This window comes from Mesobacillus campisalis, from assembly GCF_000986785.1.
In the GTDB taxonomy this organism is placed as follows: domain Bacteria; phylum Bacillota; class Bacilli; order Bacillales; family Cytobacillaceae; genus Mesobacillus_B; species Mesobacillus_B campisalis.
Genome location: NZ_LAYY01000019.1, coordinates 39,255 through 52,846, shown reverse-complemented (window position 1 = coordinate 52,846; position 13,592 = coordinate 39,255). Strand labels below are relative to the sequence as shown.

Here is a 13,592-nt window from a genome sequence, read left to right as displayed (position 1 = left end):
CCGTTTATTTTTTCGCCCTATTGAATTGTTTCATTCTTTTTAGCACTGCTGCAGGCGGTTCTACTTTTGGAGCATCCGGATGAAGCAGCCAGGTCGCCGCAAAATGTGTATCAGACACTTTAAACATTGGAGGCTGTTCCTCCAGGTCAATCTGCATGGCATATTCGTTTCTCGGCGCAAAGGCATCCCCTTTAGGCGGATTAAGCAAGTTGGGAGGAGTACCGGGAATTGCATATAGTTCTTCATCCTTCGCGTCAAGACTAGGCATTGAACTGATTAGCCCCCAAGTATAAGGATGCTGTGGATTGTAGAAAATCTCATCTACCGTTCCTATTTCTACAATTTTACCGCCATACATAACAGCAACCCGGTCGGCCACATTTGCAACAACCCCAAGATCATGGGTAATGAAAATGATGGATGTATCAATTTTCTTTTGCAGATCCTTCATTAACTCCAATATTTGAGCCTGGATGGTAACATCAAGAGCTGTAGTTGGCTCATCAGCAATTAATACCTTTGGATTACAGGCCAGGGCAATCGCAATCACCACACGCTGGCGCATCCCGCCGGAAAATTGATGCGGGTACTGTTTGAATCTTTGATCAGGATTCGGTATGCCCACTAGCTTTAATAACTGGATGACCCGCTCCTTGGCAGCTGATTGACTCATATTCTGATGCTTAATCAGCGGTTCCATGATTTGTTTTCCAACCGTCATCGTTGGATTCAGAGACGTCATCGGATCCTGGAATATCATAGAGATGTCTTTTCCGCGGACCTTTTGCATCTGCCGGTCATTCAGTTTCGCCAAATCTTTACCGTCAAAAAGGATTTCCCCCTGTTTTATTTCCGAGTTCCCAGGAGGCAGCAGCCGCATGATCGCCTTTGTTGTAACCGACTTTCCTGATCCTGATTCCCCAACAATCGCAAGGGTTTCCCCTTTTTTCAATTCAAAGTTAACCCCTCTGATCGCTTGTACCTCTCCTGCAAATGTATGGAAAGATATGTGTAAATCCTTTACTTCTAAAATGTTTTTCATCCTATGTCACCTGCCTTATTAATCACGCATTTTTGGATCTAGCGCATCCCTCAACCCGTCAGCCAGCATATTGAAAGTTACCATGATGGTACTAATTACAACAGCCGGAATGATCATTTGGTAAGGATGGAGCCTCAATACTTTAAATCCTTCATCAATCAATGTTCCCAACGATGCAAGCGGATCTTGCAAACCAAGACCTATAAAGCTTAGGAATGCTTCAGAAAAGATCGCATTTGGAATGGTAAACATCGTGTTAATGATGATGACTCCCACAAGGTTGGGAAGCAAATGTTTAATCATGATTTTAAAATGTGAGTTACCTAAGGTCCTCGATGCCAGCACATATTCCTGCTCTTTTAATTTCAGCACCTGTGCCCGGACAACCCTTGACATGCCTACCCAGCCGGTAATGGTCAAAGCAATGGTCAACGAAATAATGCCAGGTTTTAATAACAAAATCATCAAGATTACAACAACAAGGAACGGGATACCAATTAAGACTTCCGTTATCCGCTGCATGATATTGTCAATACGGCCGCCAAAATAACCTGATATGGCACCGTAAGCGACACCAATGACCATATCAATGAAGGCCGCCAAAAAGGCAATATACAAGGAAATTTGTGTACCTTTCCATACACGGGTGAATAAGTCTCTTCCAAGAGCGTCTGTTCCAAACCAGTAATACTCATCCACATTTCGCTGTTCGTATACATTTATTTCTTTTCCAGCTTTATTCACTTTAACCCCATCAAATGGCAGCCAGCTAATGTTTTCGAGCCCCTGGACTCTAGGCGGCAGATTATTATGGGCTACTTTTTGAGTCTGATGGTCTTTCCCGCTGATCAAAGGGCCAATAAAAGCCATTAGAATAACCAGGCCAACAATAATCAAACTGGCAATAGCCGCTTTATTTTTTCTGACCCGCAGCCAGGCATCCTGCCAAAAACTAAGGCTCGGTTTATTTATTTCTTCACCTTTGGAGGAATCAATAACGGCCGGACTGAATCGTTCTTTCGGTATGTTTTTTTCATGTTGACCCATTATTTTTTACCTCCTGAAAGCCTGATACGCGGATCAATCACACCATACAAAATATCCACTATCAAAATAATAAGAACGAACATGGCTGAATATAAGATTGTTGTTCCCATGATTACTGGGTAATCATTGAGAGTAATAGATGTAACGAACTGCTCACCAAGGCCAGGAATCGCAAAAATCTTCTCAATTACAAGAGAGCCAGTCATTAAGGAAACAAACACAGGTCCCAATACGGTGACAACCGGTATAAGGGCGTTCCTTAAGGCATGCTTAAACGCAATATCAAAAAAGCTTGCTCCTTTGGCCTTTGCCAAGGTAATATAATCAGAATTCAAAACATCGATCATTTCTGTCCTCATAAAACGGGCAGCGATTGCAAGGGGGAACAAAGCCAGAGCAATCGTTGGCATAATGGTATATTCAAACCCTTTCCAGAATAGCACTGGCAGCCAGCCAAGTTTTACCCCAATATAGTATTGAAGCAAACCGGCAAATACAAAGCTTGGGATTGACTTGCCGACAACCGCTATAAAGGTTGAACCATAATCAATCCATGAATTCTGCCGCAAGGCTGCTATTACTCCTAAAAATATTCCCAGCACAGAACCTAATACCATAGCCTGGAACCCAAGTTGTGCAGAGGGACCCAGACGCTGAAACATCAAATCGCCTACTGCTCTGTTGCTAAATTGAAAGGATGTGCCAAAATCGCCTTTCAATAGATTCCCCATATATTTGGCATATTGAACGGGTACTGGCTGGTCAAGCCCATACTTTGCCTTCATAATTTCCATTTGTGCCGGCGATAACTTATTCTGGCTCGCAAATGGAGTACCGGGTATTACCTTCATCAGAAAAAAGGTTAACGATGCAATAAGGAACAGCGTCAAGACCATATAAAATACCCTTTGGAGCAAGTATTTCCCCATTATGTGCACCTCCTGTATAATCTAATAATTCTTTTAACTCCAAGTATTCCTTATAATTCGACAAATTTCTTGCAAGGGAAAAAGAGAGTATATCTGTTGAATATACTCTCTTTCTACCCTCAGAATATTTACTATCTGATTTAAGAAACGATTATTCGCCTTCTACAGACATCCACTTGAAGGAGTAGTCCGGACCGTATTGATACTGGACAAGCCCTTTAAGGTTTGGATTGATCAGGATGTTGGCTCCGCGCTGGTAAACTGGCGCGATACCTGCATCTTCTTCAAGCAAAATTCTTTCTGCTTCCTGCATGGCTTTGAAGTTTTCTTCCGGCTGAGTTGCAAGCTCGCCTTGAGCTTTCTTCACCAACTCATCATATTTAGGGTTGCTGTAACCCATTCTGTTGCTTCCGCCATTTGTTACCCAAAGGTCGATAAAGGAGATCGCATTACCATAGTCAGGTCCCCATCCAGCCATTTGGATATCATAGTCCATTGAGTTATCGCGCTCAAGACGTACTGCAAAAGGAACACTCTCAAGTTCGATTGTCAAACCTTCAAGGTTTGTTTCCAGCTGGTTCTTCATGTAAGAATCAATTTTCTTGGAAGCTTCAGTATCGCCGCCAAGGTAGCGGATTGTAAGCTCAGTCTTGCCAAGCTCTTTCAAACCAGCTTCCCAATGTTTTTTGGCTTCTTCTACATTGTATTCAAGCATGTCGCCGTTTCCTTCACGGAAATCCACGCCATCTAGGTTAACGAACTCTTTTGGAACAAGGTAGTTCGCAGGAACAGAACCGTTGTTCAGAATTCCGTTAGCAAGGTCTTCCTTATTGAAAGCCATTGCGATTGCCTTACGGATGTTTGTATTAGCCAAAGCTTCGTTTTTCTGGTTCAGCTTCAGGTAGAATACAGCTGCATCAAGCCAGCTCATCATGCGCTCGTCGCCTTCGTACTGCGGTACAAGGTCAGAAGACAGAAGGCCGGTCATATCAGTTTCGCCTGCTTCAAAAGCATTAACGGCAGAGCCGGAGTCTTTAACTACGTTTACAGTGATTTTCTCAATTTTGACGTTGTCGGCATCCCAGTAGTTTTCGTTCTTTTCCAGAACCCACTCTTCAGCGTCTGTTCCTTCCCACTGAGTCATCTTGAATGGACCATTGTAAAGAAGGTTTTCAGCGCTGCTTGCGAATGCATCGCCTTTTTCTTCAACAAACTTTTGGTTTTGCGGATAGAAGCTTGGGAAAGCAAAAAGGTCTTCCCAGTATACTACAGGCTTTTCAAGTGTGACTTCCAAAGTCTTGTCGTCGATTGCTTTGACACCAAGTTCATTAAGGTCATAAGGTTTCCCAGCCGCACCGGCTTCGGTGATTTTAGCTGCATTAAGAATCTTGCCGCCCATCATGTAAGGGCCGTATGGTGAAGCTGTTTTAGGGTCGATCGCGCGCTGCCAGGCAAAGACGAAGTCGTGTGCTGTTACAGGCTCGCCGTTGGACCATTTAGCATCGCGAAGCTTGAATGTGAAAACAGTCTTGTCTTCGTTAATTTCAGGCTCTCCCTCAACCATTGCAGGCTCTGGTTTGCCTTCCTGGTTAAGTCGGTATAGTCCTTCACCAACGTTTCCGATATAAGTAAAGCTTGTGGAACCTTCAGCAAGTACAGAATCCATTGTTGGAATGGCAGAAGAATCAAGCATGCTGAATTCTTGTGCCACATCGCTTGTAGCGTTTTCATTGTTGTCGTTGTTTTCGCCTTCTGACGCATCATTGTTTCCACCACAAGCAGTAAGAATCAACGAGAATACGAGAGTCAGAATTAGAAGAAGTGAGTATTTAGACTTCTTCACTAGGAGTCCCCCTTTAATTTATTTTTCTGAAAACTTATGACAATGATTATTATACCGTGTCCGTAAAAAAAGTACAATCACTTTGGCGAAAAAATTTTACCTTTTGTAATAATTGTAATCTTAAACGAACCGGAAACATGGTATAATAATGCACTATAACACACTTACCGTTACAGAATTATCAAAAAAATATCTTTGTAATATTTGTCACTTTAACGCGTTAAAGTTATATCGAAATAATTAACAAAGGCAGGAAAAGGAAATGAAAAAGATGCTCTCCTATCTTCTCGCTACCCAGGCCGCTGTTTTGGCCTTGTCCCTTGCTCTGCAAAAGGACATTACCCTCTTGAATTATATCAATAACTCTTTTTATATTGCTAGCTTCTTGTTGCTGGTTTCTCTGTTAATTTATACCATAAACAGCGGTTTCTTTGATAATATTTCAAAATCTTTCCGGCAAATTTTTGCCCCAAAGGGAAGCTACACCAAAAAGGAGAAAGAAGAACTCATTCCGCTATCGGAAATAATTAGTGTGAACACCTTTCCTCTGGCCATGCTGGGATTTATCAACCTTCTGCTGATGCTCATTGCCCTCGCCATATACTATCTATAAGAAATGAGCGGCCCTCTCTTGATTCGGTGATTAAAAATGATTATAATTTTGTTACTGAATCCAATAATGGCAATGACAAAGAGTAGTACATCTGATAAAGGGTTTTTAGAGAGTTTGTGGCTGGTGGAAACAAACACCCTTGCAGATCGAATGGACTTTCGAGCCGCTGCGGTGAAGCGTTCAGTATCCGCAGACGTATGCCTGCGTTACAGGCCCATGCTCACAGCATGAAAGCGGCTCTTACAGAGCAATTAGGGTGGCACCGCGGACCATTCGTCCCTATCATTATGGGATGAATGGTCTTTTTTGTGGTTATACAGTTAAGAAGAATACTTTGCTTACTTTTAAGGAGGTTTCATTAATGAAAACGATTTTTTCTGGCATACAGCCCAGCGGAACGATTACACTTGGAAATTATATTGGCGCCATGAAACAATTTGTCGAGCTCCAGGAGGAATACAATTGCTTCTTCTGCATCGTGGACCAGCACGCGATCACCGTCCCCCAGGACCGCCTTGTGCTGCGCAAAAATATCAGGAGCCTGGCTGCCCTTTATCTTGCTTCGGGAATAGATCCCGAAAAGGCCACCCTTTTTATCCAGTCAGAGGTGCCAGCCCATGCCCAAGCGGGATGGATGATGCAGTGCGTGGCTTATATCGGTGAATTGGAGAGAATGACCCAATTTAAGGATAAATCAGCTGGCAAAGAAGCCGTATCAGCAGGGTTGCTTACCTACCCTCCATTGATGGCTGCTGACATTCTTCTCTATAAAACGGACCTGGTACCGGTCGGAGAAGACCAAAAACAGCACCTCGAGCTGACAAGGGACCTGGCTGAAAGGTTCAACAGGAAATATAATGATATCTTCACCATTCCCGAGGTAAGGATTCCCAAGGTAGGAGCCCGCATCATGTCTCTTCAGGACCCCTTGAAGAAAATGAGTAAATCCGACCCTAACCAAAAAGCGTATATCTCAATGCTCGATGATCCGAAACAAATCGAAAAGAAAATCAAAAGCGCAGTGACGGACTCGGAAGGAATTGTAAGATATGATAAAGAGAATAAACCAGGGATTTCAAATCTGCTTTCCATTTATTCTATCCTGACCGGGCGGGCTGTTGCTGATATTGAACAGGATTACGAAAACAAGGGATACGGGGATTTTAAACAAGATGTAGCCCAGGTTGTAATAGGATCGATTGAGCCAATCCAGACGAAGTATTATAACCTGATGGAGTCATCTGAGCTCGATGACATCCTTGACCACGGTGCCGAAAAGGCCAACAGGGCTGCAGGTAAAATGCTAGCCAAAATGGAAAATGCCATGGGGCTTGGCCGTAAAAGACGATAATTCAACCCGGTACTTCAAATGTCCAATTTTAAAGGGAGCCTTCCAAAGGCTCCCTTTCAATTTACTTTTGGACCATGCTCCATTTCCCACAGCTTTTCGAAAAAAGTTTGTCCCTTTATTAAATTCTCACAGAAGGAATAGTGTTTTGGCGACCAGCCGTATTTCGTCTCTTCATATAATTGTTCCCAGACATCTTCAAAAGAAAGCTGCTGGATCTGTTCATACTTCTCAGGACTCCATTCCGTAAGCCAGTAGCGGACTTCAGCAGCATTCTGGGAGGAGTGCAGCTGGTCCATCGCCATAAATAACAGCTGTTTCAATTGACGTTCTTTTCGGGTAAGTCCTCTCATCAACCCAGGTGCCGGAGATAGAATATGAAAATCTTTCAGTGAAGACGGGTCATTGAAATTATAGGCGCAGGTCTCCTGATTCTCCAGCATCTCAAACACCAGTTGCTCCTGCCGGGGAATCAGCCGGCTCTTCCTTATGGGAATATTGTAGCCAATCGTATCGACAGCCAGTATGCCAACCCCGTCCGAAACGACGAAACAGTAATCCAGCTGGGTCCGTTCATGATTTTTTCTTAGGTAAGCTTTTTGGTAGATATCGTTGAGTAATTGCTGCGGCAATTCAGACAAGTCATTTTCTATGTAATTAAACAGCAGGGAATCAATCTTTAACAGCGGCACTTGATCCAAAAGTTCCACACCATCGTCTTTTCTCCATTCATGAAAATGGCAGACATTGTATCCGTTCTCTTCCCCTTCAAACCAGTTTACCCATACATCATGAAGATACAACATGCTCACTACCCCTCACTTCAAGTACTATTTGCCAACAGTATGGGCAGAGATAAGTAAAATTATTCCTTATTAGGAATCTCAAACCGGCTCTATATGAGAAAAAATAAAAAATCTACCAGTATCCGGTAGATTTTTTAACGTCGGGAACGGGGATTTAATGCATCCTTAAGCCCTTCGCCTATAAAGTTGATAGAAAGAATCGTAAATGTAATTGCTAATGCTGGAGGAATCCAGATCCATGGTTTCCCCTGCAGCACATCTGGTTCATTGGCAGAACTAAGCATGTTACCCCAGCTTGGTATTTCAGCCGGCACTCCAAAGCCCAGATAGCTTAGCCCCGATTCCACTACGATCATCGTCGCGAAAAGAATGGTTGCCTGCACAATAATTGTGGACATTACATTCGGCAAAAGATGTTTCACGATGACTTTGAACGGCGACCCGCCAATGGAAATGGCTGCGAGAATATATTCGTTCTCTTTTTCGGCAAGGATTTTACTTCGGACAATCCTTGCGACTGAACCCCAGGAGAGGAAGCTGATGACAAGAATTAATATCCAAAGGCCATTCAATTGTCCTCCAAATATAGCATTTAAAACTATGACAAAGACGATAAACGGGAAAGTCAGCACGAAATCGGTGAACCGCATGAGCATGCTGTCGATTATGCCGCCAAAGTAACCGGCGATCGCTCCGACAATGGTGCCTAAAATGATGACCAGGCCTGTACAGCTTAAACCAACAATCAAGGAGATTCTGCCTCCATATAACAGGCGGGTAAACACATCCCGTCCGCTTTTATCGGTACCAAGCCAATGTTCGGAAGATGGGGCCAAGGACATTTTTCCTATATTGACCCTTGCAATATCTTGAGTAGTGATATAAGGGGCCAAAAACGAAACAATCGCAACAAAAACCAAAAATCCCAAACTGGTCATTGCCAGCTTGTTCTTGAGGAACTTCCTCCGGGCAATCGCCCATGGGGAGCTGCCTTTGACAGCTTTGGTTGTGATACGGGTTTCTTTTACTGTGTTCACTTGCATCGCATGTCCCCCTTAATCCAGCCTGATCCTTGGATCAACAAGTCCGTATAGCAGGTCGGCAACCAGGTTTCCGAACAGTGTCAGGAAGGATAATAGCATGGTTACCGCCATTAGGACCGGATAATCCCGCTGTGTAACAGAGTTGAGGAAGAGCTGGCCGATACCAGGATAGGTGAAAATCGTTTCCGTGATGATGGCGCCTCCTACCAACACTCCAATATCGATTCCCAAAAAGGTGACAAGAGGGATAATCGAATTGCGCATGATATGGGTATTATAGATTTTGCTTTCCGGCGTTCCTTTTGCCCTCGCAGTCCTGACATAATCCTTGCGCGTATTTTCAATGATATCGTTCCTCAAAAACTGCGTATAGCTGGCCGTGCTCAAAGCTCCAAGGACAATGGCAGGCAGCAATACATGGTGGATCCTGCTTAACCAGTAATCCAGGGTTCCTGGTTCAAGCGAGATGTTGACCGATCCGTTTGACGGAAACCAGCCAAGGTTAAATGCAAAGATATAGATGGCAAATACCCCTGCAATGAAACTAGGCAAGGCAAGGCCGATATAATTGAAGGTGCTTATGATATTGTCTCCAAGCGTATAGGGCTTCCTTCCGGCAAAAGAGCCCATGAAGAAGGCGAATACATAGGTAATCAGCAACGACATCATCCCAAGGAAAATGGTATTGGGAAGCCTCTCGGCAATAATTTCACTTGCCGGGATTTTATATCGTGTCGATTTTCCAAAATCACCTTGGACGAAGTTAGTAATCCAGCGAAAATACTGTTCATGGACAGGATCATTATAGCCTAGCTTCTCTCTCATTTCTGAAATGTACTGGGGATCCGTATTTGATGGATCAATTTCCCCGCTGAGGGAATCCCCTGGCATTAACTTTGCCAGGGAAAACACCACAATGGAGATAAGGAAAAGCATTGGGATCATACCCAGGACGCGGCGTATTGTGTATTTAAGCATGATGCATTCTCCTTATCTGAACGAGTGGACCGTTACTGCTTGATCCACCATTCATGAGCTGAGTTTTGACCTGAAACATCGTATTCCACGCCTTGAACGCGCTCGTTGACAGCCATAACTTCTTCCAGCTCCAGGATTGGAAGTACAGGAACTTCTTCATTAAAGATCTTCTGCCATTCGACATAAAGCTCTTTACGCTTTTCAGTGTCCGTACCTACCACCTCAATATCAACAGCATCTTCAAGAAGCTTCTGTGCGTCGTCATTTACCCAGCGGGGGTAATTCCAGACTGTGTCATTGCCCCAAAGCGGAAGCGGGTCCGGATCTGTGCCAGTTCCCCAGCCGCCGTAGAATACTTCAAGGGATGGATCATCTTTTTCAAGCTGGTCATAGTACAGGTTAACATCTGTCATTTGAAGCTTCGTCTTCAAGCCAACCTCTTCCCAGTATTGGGTGAATGCCTTAGCGCGTGCTTCAAATGTCGGGTTGCCGGTTGCATAGTGGGAGAAGTTGACGACAAACTCCTTGCCGTTTGGATCTTCACGGAACCCATCACCGTCAGCATCCTTGTAGCCTGCTTCATCAAGCAAAGCCTTTGCCTTTTCCGGGTCATACTCATACTGGACCGGCATGTCGGCATTGTCGGCTGCAATCCAGTGGGATGTCGGGATTGGGCGGTTAAGCGGCTTGCCAAGACCGCTGAAGAAGGCATCTACCCACTCTTCGCGGTTAATCGCATAAAGCATCGCCTGGCGAAGTTTTGTATTTTGATATTTTTCAATATCCATAACCACTTTTTTGCCGTCGAATTTGCCTAATTTAAAACCAACATAGTAATAAGAAAGGCCTGGGTACTTAACAACTTCGACATTTTCGAGAGCTTCAACTTCCGGAAGGACAGTTGGATGGAATGGGGCAAGGTCAACTGTACCGTTCTTCAATTCTCCTGTAGTCAGGGAACTGTCGATTACTTTGACGATAATCTTTTCAAGATGCGGCTTTCCTTTCCAATACTCTTCGTTGCGCACAAGCTCAACAGACTCGCCCGGAACCACCTTTGCTACTTTAAACGGACCAGTTCCGACCGGCTTTGTACGAACCTGCTCGGAAGCAGCCATGTCCTTAGGTTTGATTCCTTCAAATTCCTTGCGGGAAAGCGGGTATGCCCACACGTTTTCGAGGTTGTTTACACGCGCCTTGTCAAAAGCGATTTTCAATGTATAGTCGTCCACCACTTCAAGCCCGGAGATGCTGTCCGCTTTTCCTTCGTTGAAATCCTTCACACCTTCGATTGTATTGACATTGGACCAGCGCTGATGCTCGCCGCCTAGGGTGGCAATCGTCTCAATCGCAAATACCCAGTCATTGACCGTAAGCTCTTCACCATTGTGCCACTTTACGCCTTTTTCAAAGGTGAATGTATAGTTCTTATTGTCTTCTGTTTCCCAGCTTGCAATATTAGGCTGAGCCTGCAAATTCTCATCGTAATCGATCAATGGGTCGTCAAACAGCTCGATGATATCATCATCGCCGTCCATATCATAGAAATTCCAGTTTAGAAGGCCTTTGAATTCAGTATCCAAGGCATATGTCAGTGTACCGCCATCCTGCGGTCCGTTTTCTTCTGCCGCGTTTTCCTTCTCTTTTTCGGTGTTGGATGGTTCCGAACTTCCGCCGCCGCTGCAGGCTGCAAGGAATGCAGACAGAACCAAAACAAGCATGCTGAGCCAAAATAATGGTTTTTTCATGTTTTTCCCCCCAAAGGATTATTTTTGTTTAGCATGGCTAACTAATAAAGATGGCAGGCAACCTGATGCCCTGGCTTCACCTCCTTTAAAGCCGGTTTCACAGCGGAGCACTCCGGCCTGGCTTCAGGGCAGCGCGGATGGAACGGGCACCCGGAAGGAGGATTCAATGGGCTTGGCACATCTCCCTGAAGGACGATGCGCTTACTTTTGCGTCGTGGATCCGGCATCGGAATAGCTGAAATCAAAGCTTTTGTATAGGGATGGAGCGGTTCGCTGTAGATGCTCGAGCGGTCAGCAATCTCTGCCATGCTTCCGAGATACATGACGCCTATCCGGTCGCTCATATGCTTAACCACACTAAGATCGTGGGCGATGAATAAAAAGGTAAGGTCAAATTCATCCTGCAGTTCTTTTAAAAGGTTCAGCACCTGGGACTGGACAGAAACGTCGAGGGCTGATACCGGCTCATCGGCGATGATGAGTTTCGGCCTAAGGGCCAGCGCTCTTGCAATTCCGATACGCTGCCTTTGTCCCCCGGAAAATTCGTGGGCATATTTATAATAGGCATCCTCCGGCAAGCCTACCCTGTTCAGCAAATCCATAACTTCATTCTTGAGGTCATTTTTGTTTACGCTTTTATAATTGAGAATAGGCTCGGAAACAATGTCTCCGACCATTTGCATCGGATTCAGGGATGCATATGGATCCTGGAAGACCATCTGGATATCCTGGCGGATGGACTGCAGCGACTTGCCCCTAAGCTTGGTGATGTCCTTCCCCTCAAAAAGCACCTGTCCGCCTGTTGCTTTCAACAGCCGGATAATGGTCCTCCCCGTGGTTGACTTTCCACAGCCCGACTCTCCCACAAGGCCAAGTGTTTCACCTGCTTTGATGTCAAAGGAAATATCATCAACCGCCTTCACATTCCCGACTGTTCGGCGGAGGAATCCTCCCTTTACGGGATAATAGGTTTTCAGGTTCTTCACTTCAAGCAGGTTTTCCCGGTTGGTCAGCGTTGAGTTGCCCATTATGCATTAACCCCTTCTCTTGGCAGGCTTGTTTCATATAAGATGCATGCGACATCATGCCCCTTTTCCACCTCTCCGAGCAGCGGGGTAATTGCCGAGCATTCCGGCAGGGCTTTTGGGCAGCGTGCCGCGAACTTACAGCCTGTCTGTGGCATGTTTTTTAACGAAGGAACAATCCCTTTAATGGAACTTAGAACTTCGGCCTCTTCATCCATTTTGGGGATCGCACCCATCAAAAGTTCGGTGTATGGATGCTTTGGATTGTAGAAAAGCGATTCGACATCTGTACGCTCAACAATCTTTCCGGCATACATCACGATAACCTCATCGCACATCTCGGCAATGACTCCCAAGTCATGGGTAATCAAGATGATAGACATGTCATTGACTTCCTGTATGCTCTTTAGCAGATCGAGAATTTGTGCCTGTACGGTGACATCCAATGCTGTAGTTGGCTCATCTGCAATGAGGAGCTTTGGCTGGCAAGCGATTGCCATTGCAATCATGACACGCTGCCTCATCCCCCCGGAAAGCTGGTGCGGATACTCATCCACCAGTTTTTCTGGACGTGAGATTCCAACACTTTTCAAAAGCGCTATACTTTTAAGACGTGCTTCGTTCTTCGATATCTTCATATGATTGAACAATACTTCTTCAATCTGGTAGCCGATTGTGAATACTGGATTCAAGGACGTCATCGGCTCCTGGAAAATCATTGAGATTTCCCGGCCTCGTATTTTGTTCATCTCTTTATCTGACATTCGATCCAAATGGACGTCTTCGAAAACAATGCTGCCCGAACGGATTTCACCGACTCCCCTGGGAAGGAGCTGCATGATCGATAGGCTCATGACTGATTTCCCGCATCCTGATTCCCCAACGATTCCTACAATTTGCTTTGGCTTGACGCTGAAGGAAACCCCGTCAACCGCGTTATGAAATTCCCCATCAATGGAAAAGGCTGTTTCAAGGTTCTTAACCTCAAGCAAAGGTGCATTTTTATGTGATAAACGACTCATATGACACCTTCCCGCATTTTTAATTTTCTGTAAATTCTAATAAAATATTATTATATTTCTATTACAATTGCAATACTTTTTTATCAATTCAAAATTTTTAGTCACCTGAGAAATAAAAAAAAACCCGATTTTCCGGGTTTTCATTTAC

Annotated in this window: 12 protein-coding genes and 1 other annotated feature; of the genes, 2 read left to right on the top strand and 10 right to left on the bottom strand. The window is 44.6% G+C overall.

The window, feature by feature from the left end:
• Positions 1–4: 4 nt before the first annotated feature.
• From WQ57_RS16420 to WQ57_RS16405, 4 genes are all read right to left on the bottom strand, one after another.
• Positions 5–1,042, bottom strand: a complete 1,038-nt coding sequence (locus WQ57_RS16420) for an ABC transporter ATP-binding protein (protein WP_046524852.1) — start codon at positions 1,040–1,042, stop codon at positions 5–7.
• An 18-nt stretch (positions 1,043–1,060) separates the two neighbouring features.
• Entirely contained in the window at positions 1,061–2,089 is a 1,029-nt protein-coding gene (gene opp3C, locus WQ57_RS16415) for an oligopeptide ABC transporter permease (protein ID WP_046524851.1), read from the bottom strand.
• Complete coding sequence (gene opp3b / locus WQ57_RS16410) at positions 2,089–3,018, bottom strand: oligopeptide ABC transporter permease (RefSeq protein WP_046524850.1); 930 nt, start codon at positions 3,016–3,018, stop codon at positions 2,089–2,091. Before opp3b ends, opp3C begins: the two co-directional genes overlap by 1 nt.
• A 151-nt stretch (positions 3,019–3,169) precedes the next feature.
• On the bottom strand, positions 3,170–4,861 hold the full coding sequence (locus tag WQ57_RS16405; protein ID WP_046524849.1) for a peptide ABC transporter substrate-binding protein: 1,692 nt from the start codon (positions 4,859–4,861) through the stop codon (positions 3,170–3,172).
• 262 nt (positions 4,862–5,123) lie between these two features.
• Here WQ57_RS16405 and WQ57_RS16400 point away from each other — a divergent pair, with 262 nt between their 5' ends.
• Both WQ57_RS16400 and trpS read left to right on the top strand, forming a co-directional pair.
• Positions 5,124–5,474 carry a DUF3899 domain-containing protein gene (locus tag WQ57_RS16400; RefSeq protein ID WP_046524848.1) on the top strand — a complete coding sequence of 117 codons (351 nt, stop codon included), beginning with the start codon at positions 5,124–5,126 and terminating at the stop codon, positions 5,472–5,474.
• 63 nt (positions 5,475–5,537) lie between these two features.
• Positions 5,538–5,758: a binding site (T-box leader), on the top strand.
• Positions 5,759–5,835: 77 nt separating this feature from the next.
• Positions 5,836–6,825, top strand: a complete 990-nt coding sequence (gene trpS, locus WQ57_RS16395) for a tryptophan--tRNA ligase (protein ID WP_046524847.1) — start codon at positions 5,836–5,838, stop codon at positions 6,823–6,825.
• A 56-nt stretch (positions 6,826–6,881) separates the two neighbouring features.
• Here the strand turns inward: trpS and WQ57_RS16390 are convergent, their stop codons facing one another.
• The 6 genes from WQ57_RS16390 to WQ57_RS16365 all read right to left on the bottom strand — a co-directional run bounded on the left by WQ57_RS16390 (position 6,882) and on the right by WQ57_RS16365 (position 13,444).
• Positions 6,882–7,628, bottom strand: coding sequence for a YjbA family protein (locus tag WQ57_RS16390; RefSeq protein ID WP_046524846.1), 747 nt, complete (start codon positions 7,626–7,628; stop codon positions 6,882–6,884).
• Between the two features lie 134 nt (positions 7,629–7,762).
• Positions 7,763–8,671 (bottom strand): oligopeptide ABC transporter permease, encoded by a 909-nt coding sequence (opp4C, locus tag WQ57_RS16385; protein ID WP_046524845.1) that lies wholly within the window; start codon positions 8,669–8,671, stop codon positions 7,763–7,765.
• A 12-nt stretch (positions 8,672–8,683) separates the two neighbouring features.
• Positions 8,684–9,649 (bottom strand): oligopeptide ABC transporter permease, encoded by a 966-nt coding sequence (gene opp4B, locus WQ57_RS16380; RefSeq protein WP_046524844.1) that lies wholly within the window; start codon positions 9,647–9,649, stop codon positions 8,684–8,686.
• Positions 9,650–9,681: 32 nt separating this feature from the next.
• Positions 9,682–11,397 (bottom strand): oligopeptide ABC transporter substrate-binding protein, encoded by a 1,716-nt coding sequence (gene opp4A / locus WQ57_RS16375; protein WP_046524843.1) that lies wholly within the window; start codon positions 11,395–11,397, stop codon positions 9,682–9,684.
• A gap of 41 nt (positions 11,398–11,438) precedes the next feature.
• On the bottom strand, positions 11,439–12,425 hold the full coding sequence (locus WQ57_RS16370; protein WP_046524842.1) for an ABC transporter ATP-binding protein: 987 nt from the start codon (positions 12,423–12,425) through the stop codon (positions 11,439–11,441).
• Positions 12,425–13,444, bottom strand: a complete 1,020-nt coding sequence (locus WQ57_RS16365) for an ABC transporter ATP-binding protein (RefSeq protein WP_046524841.1) — start codon at positions 13,442–13,444, stop codon at positions 12,425–12,427. Before WQ57_RS16365 ends, WQ57_RS16370 begins: the two co-directional genes overlap by 1 nt.
• Positions 13,445–13,592: the final 148 nt, after the last annotated feature.